Origin of the sequence: Pseudomonas orientalis (assembly GCF_022807995.1) — a bacterium.
In the GTDB taxonomy this organism is placed as follows: domain Bacteria; phylum Pseudomonadota; class Gammaproteobacteria; order Pseudomonadales; family Pseudomonadaceae; genus Aquipseudomonas; species Aquipseudomonas orientalis_B.
On sequence record NZ_CP094351.1, the window covers coordinates 623,237 to 645,007 of the forward strand.

General features: G+C 61.4%; 12 protein-coding genes. 7 read left to right on the forward strand and 5 right to left on the reverse strand.

Annotated elements, in window-relative coordinates:
• Window positions 1-10 precede the first annotated feature (10 nt).
• Window positions 11-6,319, reverse strand: coding sequence for an NEL-type E3 ubiquitin ligase domain-containing protein (locus MRY17_RS02575; protein WP_243353250.1), 6,309 nt, complete (start codon window positions 6,317-6,319; stop codon window positions 11-13).
• Between the two features lie 223 nt (window positions 6,320-6,542).
• Between MRY17_RS02575 and MRY17_RS02580 the strand changes: the two genes are divergently transcribed.
• From MRY17_RS02580 to MRY17_RS02605, 6 genes are all read left to right on the forward strand, one after another.
• Window positions 6,543-8,846: a YgiQ family radical SAM protein gene (locus tag MRY17_RS02580; protein WP_191953162.1), complete on the forward strand. Its 2,304-nt coding sequence runs from the start codon at window positions 6,543-6,545 to the stop codon at window positions 8,844-8,846.
• Between the two features lie 211 nt (window positions 8,847-9,057).
• Window positions 9,058-9,981, forward strand: a complete 924-nt coding sequence (locus MRY17_RS02585; RefSeq protein WP_181285346.1) for an NAD synthetase — start codon at window positions 9,058-9,060, stop codon at window positions 9,979-9,981.
• Window positions 9,974-10,423 (forward strand): hypothetical protein, encoded by a 450-nt coding sequence (locus tag MRY17_RS02590; RefSeq protein ID WP_181285345.1) that lies wholly within the window; start codon window positions 9,974-9,976, stop codon window positions 10,421-10,423. Before MRY17_RS02585 ends, MRY17_RS02590 begins: the two co-directional genes overlap by 8 nt.
• 187 nt (window positions 10,424-10,610) lie before the next feature.
• Entirely contained in the window at window positions 10,611-13,901 is a 3,291-nt protein-coding gene (locus MRY17_RS02595; RefSeq protein ID WP_243353251.1) for a DUF2126 domain-containing protein, read from the forward strand.
• 160 nt (window positions 13,902-14,061) lie between these two features.
• Window positions 14,062-16,548 carry a circularly permuted type 2 ATP-grasp protein gene (locus tag MRY17_RS02600; RefSeq protein ID WP_243353252.1) on the forward strand — a complete coding sequence of 829 codons (2,487 nt, stop codon included), beginning with the start codon at window positions 14,062-14,064 and terminating at the stop codon, window positions 16,546-16,548.
• Window positions 16,548-17,438 (forward strand): transglutaminase family protein, encoded by an 891-nt coding sequence (locus MRY17_RS02605; RefSeq protein WP_181285342.1) that lies wholly within the window; start codon window positions 16,548-16,550, stop codon window positions 17,436-17,438. Before MRY17_RS02600 ends, MRY17_RS02605 begins: the two co-directional genes overlap by 1 nt.
• 71 nt (window positions 17,439-17,509) lie before the next feature.
• Here the strand turns inward: MRY17_RS02605 and MRY17_RS02610 are convergent, their stop codons facing one another.
• Window positions 17,510-17,692, reverse strand: coding sequence for a hypothetical protein (locus MRY17_RS02610; protein WP_243353253.1), 183 nt, complete (start codon window positions 17,690-17,692; stop codon window positions 17,510-17,512).
• Between the two features lie 333 nt (window positions 17,693-18,025).
• On the opposite strand from MRY17_RS02610, the gene azu reads away from it, so the two are divergent.
• The gene (azu, locus tag MRY17_RS02615) at window positions 18,026-18,472 is read left to right on the forward strand and encodes an azurin (RefSeq protein ID WP_057724237.1); all 447 of its coding nucleotides are present in this window, start codon (window positions 18,026-18,028) and stop codon (window positions 18,470-18,472) included.
• A gap of 124 nt (window positions 18,473-18,596) precedes the next feature.
• Here azu and nadE read toward each other — a convergent pair whose 3' ends face one another.
• The 3 genes from nadE to MRY17_RS02630 form a co-directional block, all read right to left on the reverse strand.
• Window positions 18,597-19,424, reverse strand: a complete 828-nt coding sequence (nadE, locus tag MRY17_RS02620) for an ammonia-dependent NAD(+) synthetase (RefSeq protein WP_181285340.1) — start codon at window positions 19,422-19,424, stop codon at window positions 18,597-18,599.
• Between the two features lie 3 nt (window positions 19,425-19,427).
• Window positions 19,428-20,642 carry a nicotinate phosphoribosyltransferase gene (gene pncB / locus MRY17_RS02625; RefSeq protein ID WP_065883346.1) on the reverse strand — a complete coding sequence of 405 codons (1,215 nt, stop codon included), beginning with the start codon at window positions 20,640-20,642 and terminating at the stop codon, window positions 19,428-19,430.
• A gap of 207 nt (window positions 20,643-20,849) precedes the next feature.
• The gene (locus tag MRY17_RS02630; protein WP_243353254.1) at window positions 20,850-21,740 is read right to left on the reverse strand and encodes a LysR family transcriptional regulator; all 891 of its coding nucleotides are present in this window, start codon (window positions 21,738-21,740) and stop codon (window positions 20,850-20,852) included.
• Window positions 21,741-21,771 lie beyond the last annotated feature (31 nt).

A 21,771-nucleotide genomic window follows, 5' to 3' on the forward strand; every position in this document is an offset into this window, starting at 1 on the left:
CTGGCTCAGGTCATTCGGCCAGCTCCTGGCGGGTCAGCGTCTGAATCAACTGGGCCTCTTCAATTACAAGCAGTGCCTGTTGGTTGTCGGTTTGCTCCTTATAGTCGGCTTCTGACAGTGCCCCTGCGGTAAAACTCTCGCGAAGGGCCTCCAGGCGCTCCTGAAAGGGCTGACGCTGGGTTTCGAATTGCGGCTGGTGTTTGTTGATGACATAAACTTGCCAGAATTCTCTGGACACCAGTGCCTGGAACTCCTCAGGCGAATTATCCAGCGCCACGACGCTTTCATAGGCGCTGTCCAGCATCGCCTGAGTGACTTGGCCCATATGGGTGAAGCGTGTTTGCTCAGGCTGCCCCGGCAATTGGAGGCGATCCTTGAGGCCGTAGCGATAGGCCAGCCTGATCTCGACTTCTTCACGCAGACGCTCACGGTGGGGCTGTTTCTGCGCCTCTGAAACCTGAGGGTCATTGATGATCGCTTCGCTGCGCTGAATGTCTTGCGAGGCGATCCTGTCCACTTCATGCAAGCGGAACAAGCCTCTGGACAGTGTCGATAACTGTGCGCCTTGTGACTGATCCATCGCCTGCGTGCGAGCGCGGTAGGCGAGTACAGTGATTTCCAGATTGCCAAAGGAGAACGCCGCACGGTCACAGCAGGCCGGCTCGCCGGCACGGTCGAAAATTTCCTGACGCAGCTTTTCGGATTCCGGGTTGTTTTCGGTGATGGCGTCGATCAGTTCCCAGACCCGACGCCGGTAATCCTCCTGGCCGGTGCCCAATTGTTCCAGGCGTTTGAGCAGGTCGAAGAAAGGTTCTGCGCCTGCTTGTTCGCGTAACGCATTCCATTGTGTTCGTCTTGCGCGAACCTTGTCTGAGGCCAGGCCATTGGTCAACCGCCTGAAAGAATCGTCGCCTCGCGCTCTGAACCCTGCGACACGCTGGGCCTGCGCGCTGGTCGCTACCAGAAAGTTCGGTAGTCCGATTTGTGTAATGCCGGCGGCCAAGAGTCGCTCTCCGTAATCGGCGACCCGATTCAGGGTGTCCGCGGATAAGGGGTTGCCGGCGACGTCGGTCACATTGCTGATCCTCCCCGACTGCGCCAGGAGTGCGTCGGTGGGTGCAATGAGGGTGTCGGGAATCTCGGTGATCCGATTCCCGCTCAGGTTGATCTTGTCCAGCGAAGGTTGCTCTAACAAGCCCGCAGGCCAGGTATCGATGCCTGTATTGGAGAGATCGAGCGAGCGTATATCCGGTATTTGGCTGAAATCGGGGGTGAGGCCCAGTTGTGGATTGTTTTGCATCCACAGGGCTCTGAGGGTGGTGCGTTCCGACAGGATGCGCGCGGTGTCCGGGGTCAGGCGAATCTGGTTGTTCTGTAAAAAAATACGTGTAAGCCCGTGCATTTCACCCAACGCCGGCGGCAGCTCTCGGAGCTGATTGTTGGCAAGGTTCAGCCAGCGCACGTGCCGGTATCGGGTCAGGAAACCCTCCGGAGAAGTGCTCAGGTTCATGTTGTTCAGTTTGAGCGAGCCGACATGGCTGAAGTCCGCGTCCAGGTCCGGCAGGCTGGGCAGTGTCAGGCGGCTGAGGTCAAGCTCCAGGCCGATAGGCGTGCCGTCATTGGCCAGCATCTGGGGTGTTTCCCTGCGCCAGCAACTCAAGATACGTTCCCGGGCAGTGTTTCGGTCACTGTGATGCGCGGCATTTGCCGCCAGTTGGCCTGCGCGGATATAGGTCTGCCGTTGGCCACCGCCCGAGAAGGTCCACGCATCCAGCTGCGCCTGGAGCAGGTTGAACTCCAGCTCCAGCCGATCCACCTCCACCGCTGCCGCGCCGTTGGGGAAACTCCACAGAAACTCCCGGGATTGCTTCAGGCTTTTGTTCGGGAACATCCGGCGATAGCGTTCAACCCGTGGGCTGCCACAGTCAAACGCGGCGTCGATGACGCCTTCGATCAGTTGCGCATGGTTTTCACTGAGGTCGCGCCAGTACCGGTCGAATTTGCGCCAGTACTGGGCGGGGAAGGGATTGCCTTGCAGCAGCATGACGTTATTGACCCGTACAATAGCGTCCAGTTGATCAGCCGGTGGCTTGAGGTGGGCCTCGGGAACCGCGCGCAACTGGTTGCTGCGCAGGTCGACGCTGCTCAGGCCAGGCTTGCCCAGCAAACCTTTAGGCCATTGATTGATCCCGGTCTTATTGAGATCCAGGGTTTTCAGGTTCGCCATGGCGCTCAAGTCGGGGGTTGTTTCCAAAGGGTTGTCCGAGAGGTTCAAGTGTTCGAGCAGGGTAAGTGCCGCGAGTTTTTCCACGCTCTGTGCATCCAGGCGGACCTGATTCGAACTCAGATTCAAAGTGGTCAAGTGGCGCATGTCACTGACCGCTGTGGGGAGTTTGTCGAGCTTGGACTGCGTGATGCGCAGGCGCTCAATGTTGGGGAAGTTGCCAATGAGGGTATCGGCCGCCTCCGTCCAGTTGACCGACACCAGATCAAGTTCGCGTACATGGCTGAAATCAGCGTTCAGCGCTGGAAGCGCTGAGGTTATCGACGCCAGTTTGAGTGTCGTCCCGGTTTCACGTCGCCAGCAACGCTTGATCTCGTCGGTGAGCGTTTTCTTCCAGGCTGCGGTTTCGGATGTGGTCGTTTGCCGCCATGCCTTCAATGCGTTGCGCAGGGTTCTGTATTCGGTTTCCCTTCGCGTCAGCTCGCCTGTGACGTTGTCCCCCAGCGATTGCACAAAGGTGCTGACCTGTTCATCGGTGAAAATGGGGAACAGTTTGCGTACGCGGCTTTGCGGGTTGCGCAGGCGATTGGTGGCGGCGGCGGCCTGGTCCGAGAGTTGCCGGAAAAAACTCCACTCATGCCCCGGCCCCCGCACGCCGCCTTGCGCACCCACGACGGCGCTGACCCAGACATTCGCGGCATTGCGGGTGATGGCGTGACTTTCTCCGGCACGGCTGCTGTTGTAGAGGTTGCCTTCATCCTGGGCAACCGGGTCGTCTGGCTTGACGATACGCCAGACTTTGCCGGTGGCAGTGGAGGCGTCACGGTCGAACATGACCTGATAGATGCCGCCATCGATACTCACATAGTTGCGCTCGCTCAACGCATGAATGCCGTCGGCGTCGGCATTGTCCGGCAGTTGCTTGTAGACGATGCGAAAAGCACTGAGGCTTTGGCTCGACAGCGGTAACTCCCGCGAGGCAATCAGGAACTCCGGCAAGTGTGCCTGTTGCACGCGGGCCTGTTGGAGTATGTCCTGCGCGAGCCCATCGACGTCGTGGATTTTACGCCCAAGCGCAGTGCGCTGTGCGTCGGTCAAACTGTGCAAGGTGGCGCTGAGCAAACTGTTTTCGCCCTTCGCAGCGGGTTGCAGTTCGCCGTTGTGCGCCAGGTAAGCGGCGTATCGATTGCCGGACTTGACCAGCATGATCATGCTGTCGGCGTCCTCGCTGCCATAGGTGTCCAGCAGCGGACCACGACGAGTGATGGTTCCGGCCGGGTCGACGTTGCCTTGATACACCTGAACACCAACGTCGCTTGACCAGTCCGGCAGCAGCGTCAGCAATTGGCAGAACAGTGCCTCGCTTTGCGCATTGAGCCCTCGCCCGCTGGGGTCCGAGAGTGCGCCGAGGGCTTCGGTAATGATGCTTTGCTCAACGCTTTTGAAGATGGCGGCGCGTACCGGGGCGTGCAGCGGTGAATAGAGGCCGATGTCGCGTAATGAAGGGTGCCGCTGGAGCAGGTCGACGGCCATGGGCCTGGAAAGCTGCGGGAAACGCCGACGCAACAGGCGGACTGCCGGGCTGTCACTGAAGGTTTGATCAAGCAGCGCTGTCGGTGCAAATCGACGGGCTTCATGGGTTACTCCCAGATGCTCGCGCAGGCGGTCGGTGCGCAGGGCTGCATAGACCGCTTCATGGTGTGCCTCAAGGTGCGCACCGAGTTTTTTCCTCAGTCCAAGCAAGCGGTTCTCCAGATGCTGATCTTCGCTGCCACGGCCCGTCTTGCCCAGGATGCTCTTCGGGTCGAGCCGTTCATGCTCGTGCAGCACTTGCTGCATAAGCGGGGCAACCGAGGCGGTGGTTGCGAGGGGGCGATAACGGTCACTGCCGTCCTGGCGCAGGTCGATGGTGATTGGCGTGGGTGCATTGGCCGCGCCTGGCGGGGTGTGGCTCGACAGCATCGTTTTGCCGTCGGCGGTGTACAGGTTGATCGTGCAACTGCCCAGGTCCGCCAGCAACGCGGGCAATGCTCTATCGGCAAGGGTTGGCAGGCGGCCATCGCGCTGCTTGAGCGCCGTTTGCAGTTGCTCGAGCCCCTCGCGCAGGTGCTGGTTTTCAATGGCTTGCGTCAAGGTCGGCGGCACGGGCTGGCGGCCGAACCAGATGTCCAGCAGCTCCTGACGATCAATGCCTGCGACATTCAATGCACGCCGGCAGGCCTGCGGCGTCATCGACAGCTCGCTTGGCGAAATCATGTGCTGCAGCAGTTGGGCTTCGCTCAGGGCGCGTGTGTCGACGGGGTCGAGGTTCCAGCGCCCCTGCTTGGGCGAATAAGTGACATAGGGGCGAACACTGGCGGCGAGATCGGTATCCAGCTGATAACGCCCGGAGCTTTTTTCCAGGGTGACCCTGGCGAATCTGGTCTGGTTGTCTACCTCAAGCTTGATGTAGTTAAGGCTGCCTTTTTCAAATAGGCCCTGAGGGTTTGGCTCAACTCCCGCGAGGAAGGAGGGGGCGATCTGTGTGTAGTCGTTGATGAACCACAACGCCGGTTTGCCATCGGCGGCGGTACCGTAGTTGGGGTTGCCCAGCGCGTTCATCAATTTGCCTGTACGGCGTGCCGACAACTTGGCCGCCGCGCCCTGCAAACGCAGGCCCACCAACAGATCGAAGATATCTCCCACGGCCTGCACCAACTCGGCCTGCTGGCCGCGACGCAGTGCGGCAATCGCCGACCAGGTCTGGTAGACGAGGGTACCCAGCATCGCGACCAGCATCACTTTGCTTAACCCCGTGACGCCGCCAGGCACCGGAATCAGCAGCATCGACAAGGTTTCACTGACCAAGTAGGTGGCCAAGGCCTCGGCGGCCTCGCGGTCGGCGACTTTGTTGGTGCGCGCCAGCCGGTTGAGGTCCGCCTGTATGGGCCACCCATGGTAGACCGGCAAGGTATGCGCCAGGCTACGGGCGCCGGTGGCGAAGCGCTCGACCGTCAGTTTTTGCCGGTTGGGAGTTTTGCTGACGAACAGGTCATACAGGATTCGGGCATGCCAGTAGAGCTCATCCCGGTTGACCTTGAGCGGTTTGATAAAGGTGCGCAGCTTCTCCTGATTGTCCAGAGAGATGGCCTTCATGAACCAATTGAAATGCTCAAGGCCCACGTCGTTGCGAATCTGGTCCTGCAGCGATTGGACCGCTTCGTGCTGAGACCCATGGCGACGCAGCGCACCATTCGGGCGGTCCGGGAAATAGCTGTAGACGCAGGCACCTTCCGGCGACTCAAAGCGCCGCGTGAAAAACGGCATGGCGATCTTGTCGCCGCCGGCATCCAGTTGATGCAGCTCCCAGTGAAGGCTGGAATCGAACAGCCACGTTTTAAGGTCATTGAACGCCTGCTCGCCGATGCTCCAGGATGCCTGGGTGCGATAGGCATCTCTCAAGGCGATCACCAACTTGGTACCTTGCAGGCCGAACAGCGCATTGGACAGCCGCTTCCTGAACTGGGCCTGGATGTAGTCATTGATGCGCTTGCCGAAATCGACGCTGCGCGCCACGGCCACGAAGTCTTTCACGCTAAGGGCTGTATCGCTGATGGAACTGGCGCGCTGTTCTTCGGTGGAAAAGTAGGCGGTGAAGCCGAAGTTGCGGTAGGCGGCCTCCAGTAAGGTGATTGAGCGCTGATACTCGCGCACGCTGAGGTCTTCTTTGAAGATACGCACTTGATCGCTCAGACGGTCATTGGCCGGCAGATCGTCCAGGGCGACAGGCAATTGCCTCACCCGGGTTTTGAGGTAAGTGGTCTGTGCATTGATGGGCTTGCCGGCTTTGTTTTTCAAGGCGCTTTCCAGGGCCTCGACCAGTTGTTTGTTCAGGTCGCTGTAAAAGTCATTGAGGGCGATGCTCAAGGTTTTTTCGCGCTCAGCATGGTCTTTGCACAGGCGCAGGTATTCCTTTTGCTCTTCTGGAGGGAGCTTGCCCATGAACGTTTTCACGTTCTCATGCACCAGTTGCACAATCTGTTGTTGCTGCCAGCTTTCACTGGTCAGTACAAGCGGGGTATCCGTTTCGTCGGCTGCGCTGGGAGGGGTTGTCATGTTCGGTGCTCGCGGTAGGCACGCCGGGCACTGTGGGCTTGGCGGCACGGGTCAGGAAACGAGCGACGTTACGACGGGCAGTGCCTGGGCGGTGGTACATATGTGCGAGGCAACGCTCGGACAGTACGGCGAGGTGAAAAAGCCGACCGCTGCCGTCGGAATTGGTCAAATTTTGTGCTATATTCCGCGCCCGCGATTTTTCATCTCAACACCGGTCACCGTCATGCAAACAGCCAAGCCGTTATTTGACTATCCCAAGTACTGGGCCGAATGTTTCGGTCCTGCGCCATTCCTGCCGATGAGCAGGGAGGAGATGGATCAGCTTGGCTGGGATTCGTGCGACATCATCATCGTCACCGGTGATGCCTACGTTGACCATCCGTCGTTCGGCATGGCGATCATCGGCCGGCTGCTGGAGTCCCAGGGCTTTCGCGTCGGAATCATCGCCCAGCCGAACTGGCAGTCCAAAGACGACTTCATGAAGCTCGGCGAGCCGAACCTGTTCTTCGGCGTCGCGGCCGGCAACATGGACTCGATGATCAACCGCTACACCGCCGACAAGAAAATCCGCTCCGATGACGCCTATACCCCAGGCGGCATGGCCGGCAAACGCCCGGACCGCGCGAGCCTGGTGTACAGCCAGCGTTGCAAGGAAGCCTACAAGAACGTGCCGATCGTACTCGGCGGTATCGAAGCTTCCCTGCGTCGTATTGCTCACTACGACTACTGGCAGGACCGCGTGCGCAATTCGATCCTGATCGACGCCACCGCCGATATCCTGCTGTACGGCAACGCCGAGCGGGCCATCGTCGAAGTTGCCCAGCGCCTGTCGTGGGGGCACAAGATCGAAGACATTACTGATGTGCGCGGTACGGCGTTCATCCGCCGTGATACGCCAGCCGGTTGGTACGAAGTGGACTCCACGCGCATCGACCGGCCGGGCAAGGTCGACAAGATCATCAACCCGTACGTCAACACCCAGGACACCCAGGCCTGCGCCATCGAGCAGGAAAAAGGCCCGGTGGATGATCCTGAGGAAGCCAAGGTCGTGCAGATCCTGGCCAGCCCGCGCATGACCCGCGACAAGACCGTGATCCGCCTGCCCTCGGTGGAAAAGGTCCGTGGCGACGCGGTGCTGTATGCCCACGCCAACCGCGTGTTGCACCTGGAAACCAACCCGGGCAACGCCCGCGCCCTGGTGCAGAAGCACGGCGAAGTGGACGTGTGGTTCAACCCGCCGCCCATTCCAATGACCACCGAAGAAATGGACTATGTGTTCGGCATGCCTTACGCCCGCGTACCGCACCCGGCGTACGGCAAGGAGAAGATTCCGGCCTACGACATGATCCGTTTCTCGGTGAACATCATGCGTGGCTGCTTCGGCGGCTGCACCTTCTGCTCGATCACCGAGCACGAAGGCCGCATCATCCAGAACCGTTCCGAAGAGTCGATCATTCGCGAGATCGAAGAGATCCGCGACAAGGTCCCGGGCTTTACCGGCGTGATCTCCGACCTCGGCGGGCCGACCGCGAACATGTACCGCATTGCCTGCAAGAGCCCGGAAATCGAATCCGCGTGCCGCAAGCCGTCGTGCGTGTTCCCTGGCATCTGCCCGAACCTGAACACCGACCACTCCTCCTTGATCCAGCTGTACCGCAGCGCCCGTGCGTTGCCGGGTGTGAAGAAAATCCTGATCGCCTCCGGCCTGCGCTACGACCTCGCCGTCGAGTCGCCGGAATACGTCAAGGAACTGGTGACCCACCACGTCGGTGGTTACCTCAAGATCGCCCCGGAACACACCGAGGAAGGTCCGCTCAACCAGATGATGAAACCGGGCATCGGCAGCTATGACAAGTTCAAGCGCATGTTCGAGAAGTACACCAAGGAAGCGGGTAAGGAGCAGTACCTGATCCCGTACTTCATCGCCGCCCACCCCGGCACCACCGATGAAGACATGATGAACCTGGCCCTGTGGCTCAAGGGCAATGGCTTTCGCGCCGACCAGGTGCAGGCGTTCTACCCGTCGCCGATGGCCACCGCCACCGCGATGTACCACTCGGGCAAGAACCCGCTGCGCAAGGTCACCTACAAGAGTGACGCGGTGACCATCGTCAAGAGCGAAGAACAACGCCGTCTGCACAAGGCGTTCCTGCGCTATCACGACCCGAAAGGCTGGCCGATGCTGCGTGAAGCGCTGACCCGCATGGGCCGCGCCGACCTGATCGGGCCGGGCAAGGACCAGTTGATCCCGCTGCATCAGCCGAGCACCGACAGCTACCAGAGCGCGCGTCGCAAGAACTCGACGCCGGCCGGCAGCCACAAGGTCGCCAAGGAAACCACCACCAGAATCCTCACCCAGCACACCGGCCTTCCGCCGCGTGGCAGTGACGGCAGCAACCCGTGGGACAAGCGTGAGCAAGCCAAGGCGGCGGCTCAGGCGCGCAACAAGCAGGCGGCGAAGGAACGTACCGATGCGGCCAAGGGCAAGGGCGGCAAGCCTGCGCGCAAGCCGGTGGTGCCGCGTTGATCGCAGCCTGATATGCAAAACGCCAGCTTCGTGCTGGCGTTTTGATTTCTAGTCGGTGGTGAGCCCGTTTGGTATGGTGGCGCCTATCAGATTGCTATCGGGGGCAAGCCCCCTCCCCACACTTTGATGTGTGAAGACATTCAAAATGTGGGAGGGGGCTTGCCCCCGATAGCGTCAGTTCCGTCACCCCCCTTCAAGGAAGAGTACCCCCATGAGCAACCCCCTGCTCAGCATCGGCATGGATTTCAACCGCTCCCAGTTCATGGCGCGCCAGCGCATTGAAAGCCAGATCAACCTGCCACGGCTGTTTGCGGCCATTGACGCAGACCCTGGCATTGTTGGTGCGGGCGTGGTGTATATCGACGCCGACTTCAACGTGGTAACCCTGCGTGAGTTCCAGCCTATCTGCAGTATTGCCCCCAAGCGCATTATTTTGCGTGAGGCGCAGAAATACATCGCCCCGGCGCAGTTTGTGCAACAGGTCCAGGACAACCCCCGCGAATCGCGCCTGGTGGGGGAGGCGATCAACACCTCCCTATCCTGCGCGGGCGCGATCATCGGTTGGATCGTTGTGCTCAGCGGCACCGTTGCTGTGCCGTTCACGGCGGGCGCCAGCACAGTGATTACGGCCATCGGCTATACCGCTGCCACGGCCAGCACGCTCCAGTGTTTTGCCAGTGGCTACCGCGTCAGCAATGAGATCAGCGACCCCTCCAAAAATGACAAGCTTGATAGCTCCGAGTGGTACCAGTACACGATGATCGCGCTGGACGCGGCGTCGTTGATCGGGGTCGGTGCATCGACGTTGACCACGGTAAAACTGGTGCGGTTGAACCAGGCGACCACCGGAAAAAGCGTGCGGGACGTGCTGCGAGGATTGAACCGGCAAGAGCGCGCCAAGCTTACCAAGGAGCTGCTCAGCATCAAGGACCCGCGCATGAGCGCCAAAATGCTCAAGTTGAAGCAACTGTCCGGCGAGGCGACCAAGCGGTTCACGCCCGCCCAGGTCAAGCATGGGACGGTGACCCAGATACAGGATGCATTGGGCGCGGCCATCGGTTTTACCGGCAGCGCAATTTCGGGAAATGTGCGCACCATTGCCGTGGGGCTGTATGAGGAAATGCGCGATGAATGAGCTACCGGGTATTCGCAGTTTTCTGGCGCAGTACTTTCCGGTCTTCATGGGTGCGATTTTCGCGGCGGTGTTCAGTCTTGTGTTTGCGGTGCCACTGATTTTCGACAGTTATTTCCCTCGCTTGCCGATGGACGACAACCTCAAGTACTCCTTCCTGGGTGGCCTCGCGCTGACGTGGGGCATCGTGCAGTGCAATTTCATGATCGCCCGCGGGCGACCGCAGTGGGTATGGCCGCTGGTGGCGCTGCTCGCCCTCTGTATTCTGGCGGTACTGCCCACTACTGCCTTTGGTCCTCATCCTCTGTCCTATGGATTGAGCCTGCTGTTCCCGCTGCTCGGGTTGCTACTGCTCAACAGCAAACGCCACCGCGAAATGCGCCGCAAACTGGTCGAAGTCCGCCGCCTGCGCCAGGCCATGACTGCCCAACATAAACACCGTTGACTGGGTAGATTCACCACCTGTCGCGGCGCCGGCGCCACAAATACGTGCAGCGGCCGCACCATGGTTGCAACCTTGGCGCTGTTTTAGTGCTGTACTGCGGCGGTTCCCACGATAAAGCGCAATGACTGCCGCTCTGGCATAAGTCTTGCGCGCGTTGTGCCCATGCCCTGGCTCGCAGGAGGCCGCCGTGTCGATTCATGTCGCGTTGCACCACGTTACGCATTACCGCTACGACCGTGCTGTCGAACTGGGCCCGCAAATTGTGCGTTTGCGCCCGACGCCCCATAGCCGCACGCGGATACTGTCCTACGCGCTGAAGGTGCTGCCCGAGCAGCATTTTATCAATTGGCAGCAAGACCCCCAGGGTAATTACCTGGCGCGTCTGGTGTTTCCGGAAAAGACTGACGAACTGCGCGTTGAGGTCGACCTGGTCGCCGAGATGGCGGTATTCAACCCATTCGACTTTTTCCTCGAGCCCTACGCCGAGAACATCCCTTTCAGCTATGCCGCCGATGAGCAGCGCGAGCTGGCGCCCTACCTGGAAACCTTGCCGCTGACGCCGAAGTTTGCCGCCTACCTGGCCGGTATCGACCGTACGCCGTTGCCAGCCGTGGATTTTCTGGTCGGACTCAATCAGCGCCTGGCTGCCGATATCGGCTACCTGATCCGCATGGAACCGGGCGTGCAAACCCCGGAGTTCACCCTGGAAAACGCTTGCGGCTCCTGCCGCGACTCGGCCTGGCTGCTGGTGCAACTGCTGCGCAATCTCGGGCTGGCGGCGCGGTTTGTCTCCGGCTATCTGATCCAGCTCACCGCTGATGTCAAAGCACTGGATGGCCCCTCCGGCACCGACGTGGACTTCACCGACCTGCACGCCTGGTGCGAAGTGTATCTGCCCGGCGCCGGCTGGATCGGCCTGGACGCCACCTCCGGGTTGTTTGCCGGTGAAGGGCATATTCCGTTGGCCTGTAGTCCGGATCCGTCTTCTGCTGCACCGATCAGTGGCTTGGTTGAGCCGTGCGAGTGCGAGTTTACCCACGAGATGTCGGTGCAGCGCATTTGGGAAGCACCACGTGTCACCAGGCCCTACACCGAAGAGCAATGGCTGGCGATCCAGGCCCTGGGCCGGCAGATCGATGCCGACCTGCTCAGGGACGATGTACGCCTGACCATGGGCGGCGAACCGACCTTCGTCTCTATCGACGACCCCGACGGCGCCGAATGGAATACCGCCGCCCTGGGCCCGGACAAGCGCCGCCTGTCCGCTGAGCTGTTCCAGCGCCTGCGCAGGCACTACGCGCCGCAGGGCCTCGCGCATTTCGGCCAGGGCAAGTGGTACCCCGGCGAGCAGTTGCCGCGCTGGTCCCTGAACTGCTACTGGCGCCGCGACGGCGTGCCGATCTGGCACAACAGCGCGTTGCTCGCCGATGAGCAAGCCGACTATGGCGCGGATAGCGTGCTGGCCGGGCGCTTCCTGGCCAGTGTCGCCGAGCGTCTCAAGTTGCCAGCCCGCTTTGTATTTCCGGCATTTGAAGACAATTTCTACTACCTGTGGCGCGAAGGTGCGCTACCGCAAAACGTCACCGCCCAGGACCCGCGCCTGAGCGATGATCTGGAGCGCGAGCGCCTGCGCAAAGTCTTCAGCCAAGGCCTGGATAAAGTCATTGGCCAGGTGCTGCCGCTGGCGCGTACCGCCGCCAACGATCGCTGGCAGAGCGGGCGCTGGTACCTGCGCGACAACCATTGCCGCCTGGTGCCGGGTGATTCGCCGCTGGGTTATCGGCTGCCGCTGGCCTCGCAGCCGTGGGTGACGGCAGCGGAATATCCGTTTGTGCATCCGACCGACCCGAATCAGGACCAACCGCCGCTGCCGACCGCCCCACAACTGCGCAGCCATGGCGAGCCTGCCCCGAGCGATGAACGCGTGCCGCAGGTCGATGAATCCGCCGACTGGCTGACCCGCACTGCGCTGTGCGCCGAAGCGCGGGAAGGGCGGCTGTACCTGTTTATGCCGCCTTTGGAGCGTGTCGAGGATTACCTGGAGCTGGTGACCGCCATCGAGGCGACCGCCGAAGAACTGCATTGCCCGGTGCTGCTGGAAGGCTACGAGCCGCCTTCGGATACGCGCCTGAGCAACTTCCGGGTGACGCCGGACCCAGGCGTGATCGAGGTCAACGTGCAGCCGTCCGCCACCTGGGACGAGTTGGTGGAGCGCACCGAGTTCCTCTACGAAGAGGCGCGGCAAACCCGCCTGACCACCGAAAAGTTCATGATCGACGGTCGCCATACCGGCACCGGCGGCGGCAACCACTTTGTGCTCGGTGGCGCCACACCCAAGGATTCACCCTTCCTGCGCCGGCCCGATCTGCTGCGCAGCCTGATCAGCTACTGGCATAACCATCCATCGCTGTCGTACCTGTTTTCCGGCCTTTTTATCGGGCCGACTTCCCAGGCACCGCGGGTGGATGAGGCACGCAACGATGCGCTGTATGAGCTGGAAATCGCGTTTGCACAAATGCCTGCGCCCGGCCAAGAATGCCTGCCCTGGCTGGTCGACCGCCTGCTGCGCAACCTGCTGATCGACGTGACGGGTAACACCCACCGCGCCGAATTCTGCATCGACAAACTCTACTCGCCGGATGGCGCAACCGGCCGCCTGGGCTTGCTGGAACTGCGCGCATTTGAGATGCCGCCCCATGCGCGCATGAGCCTGACCCAACAATTGCTGTTGCGCGCCTTGGTTGCACGTTTCTGGCGTGAACCCTATGCGCCGCCGAAACTGACTCGCTGGGGCACAGAACTGCACGACCGTTTCCTGTTGCCGCACTTTATCGAGCAGGATTTCGCTGATGTGATCGCCGAACTCAACGCCGCCGGTTATCCGCTGCGCGCCGAATGGTTTGCTGCGCACCTGGAATTTCGTTTCCCCAAGGTTGGCGACTATGCCGTCAATGGCATCGAGCTGGAGCTGCGCCAGGCCCTTGAACCCTGGCATGTGTTGGGCGAGGAGGGCGCGGTGGGCGGTACGGTGCGCTACGTGGACTCGTCCCTGGAGCGCCTGCAAGTGAAGTTGAGCGGCTTGGCGCCGCAGCGTTATGTGCTGACCTGCAATGGCATCCCGGTGCCGCTGCAGCCGACCGGCCGCGTCGGCGAATTTGTCGCCGGCGTGCGTTACCGCGCCTGGCAACCGGCCAACTGCCTGCAGCCGACTATCGCCGTGCACGCGCCGCTGGTGTTCGACCTGCTGGATACCTGGATGCAGCGCTCGCTGGGTGGCTGCCAGTACCATGTGGCCCATCCGGGTGGGCGCAATTACGACAGCTTGCCGGTGAATGCCAACGAAGCCGAGAGCCGGCGGATGGCGCGGTTCTTCCGCTTGGGGCATAGTCCGGGCAAGCTCCCTGTGCCGACTGTGGTGGTGAACGATGAATTGCCAATGACCCTCGACCTGCGGCGTTTCCCCAATAAAAATGACTGAATCACAATCCAAATGTGGGAGGGGGCTTGCTCCCGATAGCAGTCTGTCAGTCAGGATGTCTGTTACTGATGCACCGCAATCGGGAGCAAGCCCCCTCCCACAGGGGATTTGCGATGTTTGTTGAGTTAACCTGATCCCCCTTGCCTCTGCCGAGCGTTCCATGTCCGATTTGCTCGACCGTTACCCGCTGACTCCAGGCACCTATCACGAACTGCTGGATGACAGCGGCGCAGTGCGTGTTCACTGGCAGCGCCTGCTCGACCACCTGCAACGCAGCACGCCGGCCCAACTTGCCCAGCGCCAGGCACTGCTGACCCGGCAGATCCAGGAAAACGGTGTGACCTACAACGTCTACGCTGACCCCAAGGGCGCCGATCGCCCGTGGGAACTGGACCTGTTGCCCCACGTGCTGGCCGCTGACGAGTGGCAGCACTTGTCGGCTGGTATTGCCCAGCGGGCGCGCCTGCTCAATGCCGTGCTCGCCGACCTCTATGGCCCGCAGCGCCTGATCAAGGAAGGCCTGCTGCCCGCCGAGCTGGTATTCGGCCACAACAACTTCCTGTGGCCGTGCCAGGGTATCCAGCCGCCGGACGGCGCCTTCCTGCACCTGTATGCCGTGGACCTGGCCCGCACACCGGATGGACGCTGGTGGGTGACGGCCGACCGAACCCAGGCCCCATCGGGCGCGGGCTATGCCCTGGAAAACCGCACCATCGTGTCCCGCGCTTTCCCGGACCTTTACCGTGACTTGCAGGTGCAGCACCTCACCGGTTTCTTTCGCACCCTCCAGGAAACCCTGGCCCGCCAGGCGCCCGGCGATAACCAGCCCCCGCTGATCGTGCTACTGACGCCGGGGCGCTTCAACGAAAGCTATTTCGAACATCTCTACCTTGCGCGTCAGCTTGGCTACCCCTTGGTGGAAGGCGGCGACCTCACCGTGCGCGACAGCACCGTGTTTCTCAAGACCCTCAGTGGCCTGCGCCGTGTTCACGCAATCATGCGGCGCCTGGACGATGATTTCTGCGACCCCCTGGAGCTGCGCACCGATTCGGCGCTCGGCGTCCCCGGCCTGCTTGATGCCGTGCGCCAGGGCAATGTACTGGTGGCCAATGCCTTGGGCAGCGGTGTGCTGGAGTCGCCAGGCCTGCTTGGCTTTCTGCCGAAGATCAATGAGTTTTTATTTGGCGAAGCACTGATCCTGCCGTCCATCGCCACTTGGTGGTGCGGTGAAGCGCCGGTGCTGGCCGACGCGTTGGAGAAGCTGCCGCAGTTATTGATCAAACCGGCGTTCCCCTCGCAGAGTTTCGCCCCGGTGTTCGGTCGCGACCTCAACGCCGAACAACGCGAAGCTCTGGCCCGGCGCATGCGTGCGCGGCCTTATGCTTATGTGGCCCAGGAGCTGGCGCAATTGTCCCAGGCGCCGGTGTGGCACACCGTGGAAGACCATTTGCAACACCGCGCCATCGGCATGCGCGTGTACGCCGTGGCCAGTGACGACGGCTACCGTGTACTGCCCGGCGGCCTGACCCGCGTAGCCGCCGAGGCCGATGCCGAAGTGGTGTCGATGCAACGCGGCGGTGCGAGCAAGGACACCTGGGTACTCGGCGAACGTGCGCCCGGTGGCGAGCAGTGGCGCGCCCAGCGCGTGATCGGTGCGCACGATCTGGTGCGCCGCGATCCGTACCTGCCGTCACGGGTGGTGGAAAACCTGTTCTGGTTTGGTCGTTATTGCGAGCGCTGCGATGACAGTGCGCGCTGGCTGCGCATCGTGCTGGCACGCTATGTCGACGGCGACGATCCGTTGGCCTTGCAGGCGGCGGTGGAACTGGGCGAAAGCCTGCGGCTGTTGCCGGAAGAGGGCGAGTTGCCCGAACGCTTGCTGGCGGCCTTGCTCGGCGATGACTGGCCCTCCAGCCTGCGCGCCAATTTGCAGCGCCTGCAGTGGGCCGCGTCCCAGGTGCGCGGCAAGTTGTCCCGGGAAAACTGGCAGGCCCTGGTGGAGCTGCAACGCGAAGCCATGGACCTGGAACGCGAGACCCCGGACTTCGGCGAGTTGCTGGATTTCCTCAACCGCCTGGTGATGTCCCTGGCGGCGCTGTCGGGGTTTGCCCTGGACGATATGACCCGCGACGAGGGCTGGCGCTTCTTGATGATGGGCCGGCGTATCGAGCGTCTGCAGTTTCTGAGCAGCAGCCTTGCCGCGTTCCTGCGTGGTGTGGCGGTGTTCGATCAGGCCGGGCTGGAATGGCTGCTGGAACTGGGCAACAGCAGCATCACCTACCGTTCGCGGTACCTGGCGGTGCCGCAACTGATCCCGGTGCTGGACCTGTTGTTGCTCGACGAGCAGAACCCCCACGCGGTGCTGTTCCAGCTCAAGCTGGTGAGCCGCACTTTGCGTCGCTTGAACGACGATTTCGGCGTGCCACGGGAAAGCGGCCTGGGGCCGCTGGTGGAGCAGTTGGCGCGCTTCGACCTCGGTTGCCTGGAGAATCCGCTGTTCGGCGAATCCAGCGTGCGCGCCGCGCTGGATGGCCTGGCCGACCTGCTGCAAGCGGTCGCCGATGAGAGCGGGCAAGTATCGGATCGCCTGGCGTTGCGACACTTTGCCCATGTGGATGATGTCAGCCAGCAAACGGTGTCGGTGTGATGAGCGCGCGCTACCAGATTTTCCACGACACCCATTATCACTACGACAGCCCGGTTTCCCTGGCCCAGCAACTGGCGCACTTGTGGCCGCGGCCCTGTGCGTGGCAACGGTGCACCTGGCAGACCCTGGATATCAGCCCGCAGCCCTCTTCACGCCGCGACGAGCTGGACGTGTTCGGCAACCCGATCACGCGGCTGGCGTTCGAGCGTCCCCATGATGAACTGCTGGTCAATGCCGGGCTGACCGTGGAAGTGCTGGCGCGACCCGCACTGGACCTGCGGCAATCGCCGGCGTGGGACCGCACCCGCGACAGCTTTACCTACAGCAGCCAACCGCTGTCACTGGACATCATCGAAGCCTGCCGCTATCGCTTCGAATCGCCTTACGTGCATTTGAAACAAACCTTCGTCGAGTTCTCCGAGAGCTGCTTTGCGCCTGGCGAGCCCCTGTTGATAGGCGTGCAGGCGCTGATGCAAAAGATCTTCAGCGAATTCACCTTCGATGCCGAAGCCACTCAGGTCGCCACGCCGCTGGTGGAAGTGCTGGAGCGCCGTCGCGGCGTGTGCCAGGACTTCGCCCACCTGATGCTCGCCTGCCTGCGCTCGCGAGGCCTGGCGGCGCGTTATATCAGCGGCTACCTGCTCACCCAGCCGCCGCCCGGCCAGCCACGGCTGATCGGTGCCGATGCGTCGCATGCGTGGGTGTCCGTGTTTTGTCCGGTGTCGGGTTGGGTGGATTTCGATCCGACGAACAACGTGCAGCCGGCGCTGGAGCACATCACCCTGGCGTGGGGCCGGGACTTTTCCGATGTGTCGCCGTTGCGGGGGGTGATATTGGGAGGTGGGAGCCATGACCCGGAAGTGCGGGTGACGGTGATGCCGCTGGAATGATCGTGCTTGAGGTGCGCCGGGACGCGGAGCGTCCCAGGCTGCATTCCCACGCAGAGCGTGGGAATGATCGATTATTCAGCCGGATCTTTTGGTGTTTCAGTGTCGTCGCCGGTTTCTTCAGCATCGACGTCCGGGTTCAGTGCGCCCGCTTCTTCATCTGCAGCGGCTTTCTTGCGTTGCAGCTTTTCCTCTTTCTTCTGTTCCTTGGCCAAGTCTCTCTGACGTTTGGCGAAGGAGTAATTAGGTTTGGCCATGGGCGATCCTCTAGGGTCGAAGGTGAGGGTGGGCGGCGCGCGGCTGCCTTGGGTCGCTATGGTAGCAGCTTCGCAGCGCGCTTGGCCTTCACTTACCGCTGGCGTAGGCGGCAAACAGGCCGTTGAACAGTTGATTGAGGTGCATGGCGCGGGCTCCAAGGGGGGATGGGCCGATCATATCCGTTTGCCGTGGAGGCGGATGTTAGATTGTGTTGATCAGCCTGATAGCCTAAAGTTGTATACAATCTGTTGACGCAGATCATAAGAACTTAAGCCTGCTTGAGGCACCCTTTGTCGCAATACGCGTTTTCCAACCCTGCCCTGGAGATTCACATGTTCGCCAAACTCGTTGCTGTTTCCCTGCTGACTCTGGCTAGCGGCCAGTTGCTTGCTGCAGAGTGCAAGGTCACTGTCGACTCCACCGACCAGATGTCTTTCAACACCAAAGCGATTGAAATCGACAAGAGCTGCAAGCAGTTCACCGTCGAGCTGACTCACTCCGGCAACCTGCCGAAAAACGTCATGGGCCATAACTGGGTGCTGACCAGCGCCGCCAACATGCAGCCGGTTGCCAGCGACGGCATGGCCGCAGGGGTTGACAAAAACTACCTCAAGGAAGGCGACGACCGCATCATCGCCCACACCAAGCTCATTGGTGCCGGCGAGAAAGATTCGGTGACGTTCGATGTGGCGAAGCTGACGGCGGGCACGGACTACATGTTCTTCTGCTCGTTCCCAGGCCATATTTCGATGATGAAAGGCACTGTGACCGTTAAGTAAGACCGCGTTATCGTTCATCGGGGGCAAGCCCCCTCCCACACTTGATTTGTGAGTACAGTCAATGTGGGAGGGGGCTTGCCCCCGATGGCATTCTGGCAATCAACGCAAAACTCTCTGCCTCACCTCAAGGTGCAAACGGCATCACCCGCTTGTGCTCCGTCTTGCGGTACGTCTCACAGATAATCCTGAACGCCTCTTCACGCACCGGCTCACCGTGCAGGAACGCATCGATTTCGGCATAGGTCACGCCATGTGACGCTTCGTCCGGCTTGCCCGGCGACAGGTCCTCCAGGTCGGCGGTCGGGACTTTCTCCACCAGCGACTCCGGCGCGCCGAAATGCCGCGCAATCGCACGCACCTGGTTTTTCACCAGCCCGCTCAGCGGCGCCAGGTCGCAGGCGCCATCCCCGAACTTGGTGAAAAAGCCCATCACCGCTTCCGCCGCATGGTCGGTACCGATCACCAGCCCACCGCTTGCGCCGGCGATGGTGTACTGCGCGACCATGCGCATGCGCGCCTTGGTGTTGCCCAGCACGAAATCGCGGGAGGCTGCCGGTTTGTCATCGAACGCCGCGACTTCATTGGCCAGGGCCTTGACCGCCGGGCCGATGTTGACAGTGTGGCGCTCGTCCGGCTCGATGAAGTCCACCGAAGCCTGGGCATCGAGTTCGTCGAACTGGGTTTCGTAGGGCAGGCGCACGGCGATGAAACGATAGGCCGCGTCGCCGCTGCTGGCGCGCAGTTCCTGCACCGCACGTTGCGCCAACAGGCCTGCGGTCAGGGAATCGACACCGCCACTGATGCCCAGCACCAGCGACTTGAGCCCGGAATTGCGCAGGCAGTCCTGGATAAAGGCCACGCGCCTGGCGACTTCTGCCTCAAGGGCGGCCTGGTCTTTGAACGGCGCTTGCACCTTGAGCTGCTGCGCAATCTCACGCTGTACGGCTTGCATGCTTCACTCCTTGCTGGATAGGGCAGGTACTTTGAACACGTGACGCAAATAGGCGACAAAATTGGGATCGGTGCAGTGGGTCTTGCCCGCTTCATCGGAAATCTTGGCGACGGGCTGGCCATTGCAGGCGGTCATTTTAAGCACGATGCTCATCGGTTCCACCCCTGGAATGTCACAGGTCAGGTTGGTGCCGATGCCAAAGCTCACATTGATGCGACCGCGCAGGGCGCGGAAAATCTCCAGGGCCTTGGGCAGCGTCAGGCTGTCGGAGAACACCAGGGTCTTGCTCATCGGCTCGATACCCAGCTTATGGTAGTGGGCGATGGCTTTTTCCGCCCACTGCACCGGGTCGCCGGAGTCGTGGCGCAGGCCGTCGAACAGCTTGGCGAAGTACAAGTCGAAGTCGCCCAGGAACGCGTCGGTGGTGATGCAGTCGGTCAGGGCGATGCCCAGCAGGCCACGGTATTCGCGTACCCAGCAATCAAGGGCGGCGATCTGGCTGTCGATCAGGCGCGGGCCGAGTTGCTGGTGCGCCATGATCCATTCATGGGCCATGGTGCCCAACGGTTTCATGTCGAATTCGCGGGCCAGGTGCACGTTGCTGGTGCCGACAAAGCGGCCGGGGAAGTCGTGCTTGAGTACGCTGACCACTTCTTCCTGCACCCGGTACGAGAAGCGCCGGCGCGTGCCGAAGTCGGCCACTTGCAGCTCCGACAGTTCATCGCTGGCGGCATTCGCCGTCAGCCAGTCGAACTTGCGGTACAGCTGCTCGCGGGCCTGTTCCAGGATCACGGTCTGGTAGCGATAGCGGTTGCGCACTTCGCTGACGATGGCCAGCATCGGCACTTCAAACAGGATCACATGCAGCCATGGCCCGCGCAGGCGGATAAACAGCTCGCCGTTCTCGATGCCGGTCTGCACGTAGCGCAGGTTGAAGCGGAACAGCCCGAGGAAGCGCAAAAAGTCCGGCTTCATAAAGCTGATGCGCTCCAGGAAGCCCAATTGGTCCGGGCTCAGGCTCAACTCGGCGAGACGCTCGATCTGGTAGCGAATCTCCGCCAGGTACGGGCGCAGGTCTTCGCTGTTGCGGCAACGGAACTCCCATTCAACTTCCACGTTCGGGTAGTTGTGCAGCACCGCCTGCATCATGGTCAGCTTGTAGAAGTCGGTGTCGAGCAGGTTCTGCACGATGCGATCGGCAAACACACTCTCGCTCATAACGGGAATCTCCAGACGGGTCGACGCTGGGCGCCGGCCTTTACGCATAATTGAGGAAGGGGGCTAGTGGCGCATAGACGTGGGTCGGTTTGCCAGTGATTTTTTCAGTAAGGCCACTGGCGCCATCGGGGGCAAGCCCCCTCCCACACTTGGAATGCATTCCAAAAGGTGGGAGGGGGCTTGCCCCCGATGGCGGTAGTCCAGGCACTAAATAACTTGCTCAAGCATCCACTTCACAAACGCGCGCACCTTCGGCACCTCTGCTGAATGCTCCGGATAAGCCAGATGGTAAGCATCCTGGCTCGGCATTGCATATTGCCAAGGGATCACCAGCTTGCCCTCGGCCAGTTCCTCCTCCACCAGAAAGCGCGGCAGCAGCGCCACGCCACAGCCGACCTGTGCCGCGCGAATGCACATATAAAAGGTGTCAAAGCGTGGCCCGTGATAACTGTGCTCGGTGTGCAAACCCTGGCTGGCGAACCAATCATGCCAGCCTTGGGGGCGCGAGGCGTTTTGCAGCAGCACCAGCTCGCTCAGTTGGGTGGGATCGTTGAACGGCTCCTTCGGCAGGCTCTCGGGCGAACATACAGGTACAAGCTCTTCGCTGAACAACTTCAAACTCTCGGTTCCGGGGCGTGAACCCTGGCCGAAATAGAAAGCCATGTCAGCCTTGCCCTGCAGCAGCTCATCCGGTTCCTGTTCGTTGCACAGGTCCAGATGGATATGCGGATGGCGCAGGCGCCAACCCTTGAGGCGCGGCACCAGCCAGCGGGCGCCGAAGGTATGGGGCGTGGACACCCGCAGTACTTCGGTTTCGCCGCCGTAGGAGCGCAGGTAGTGGGTGGACATCTCCACCTGGGAGAGGATCTTGCGCACTTCCACCAGGTACAAATCGCCCGCCGGGGTCATCTGCAAGCGGCGCCGCACGCGGCGAAACAGCAGGTGTTGCAGCAACTCTTCCAGCTGCGCCACCTGTTTGCTCACCGCGCTTTGTGTGAGGTTCAGCTCCTCGGCGGCGCGGGTGAAGCTCAGGTGGCGGGTAGCGGCTTCGAAACACTGCAGCGCGGTGATCGACGGCAAATGTCTTTTGTTCAGCACGGCGTGCCTCTTTTTATTCTTTGCATGAGTA

Bases quoted from the DNA above. Each gene is read 5' to 3' on its own strand.
- nadE (WP_181285340.1), bottom strand. From the start codon at position 19,424: ATGCAAGCCGTACAGCGTGAGATTGCGCAGCAGCTCAAGGTGCAAGCG.
- MRY17_RS02580 (WP_191953162.1), top strand. From the start codon at position 6,543: ATGCAAACAGCCAAGCCGTTATTTGACTATCCCAAGTACTGGGCCGAA.
- MRY17_RS02575 (WP_243353250.1), bottom strand. From the start codon at position 6,319: ATGACAACCCCTCCCAGCGCAGCCGACGAAACGGATACCCCGCTTGTA.
- MRY17_RS02610 (WP_243353253.1), bottom strand. From the start codon at position 17,692: ATGGCCAAACCTAATTACTCCTTCGCCAAACGTCAGAGAGACTTGGCC.
- MRY17_RS02600 (WP_243353252.1), top strand. From the start codon at position 14,062: ATGTCCGATTTGCTCGACCGTTACCCGCTGACTCCAGGCACCTATCAC.
- MRY17_RS02605 (WP_181285342.1), top strand. From the start codon at position 16,548: ATGAGCGCGCGCTACCAGATTTTCCACGACACCCATTATCACTACGAC.
- pncB (WP_065883346.1), bottom strand. From the start codon at position 20,642: ATGAGCGAGAGTGTGTTTGCCGATCGCATCGTGCAGAACCTGCTCGAC.
- MRY17_RS02590 (WP_181285345.1), top strand. From the start codon at position 9,974: ATGAATGAGCTACCGGGTATTCGCAGTTTTCTGGCGCAGTACTTTCCG.
- azu (WP_057724237.1), top strand. From the start codon at position 18,026: ATGTTCGCCAAACTCGTTGCTGTTTCCCTGCTGACTCTGGCTAGCGGC.
- MRY17_RS02585 (WP_181285346.1), top strand. From the start codon at position 9,058: ATGAGCAACCCCCTGCTCAGCATCGGCATGGATTTCAACCGCTCCCAG.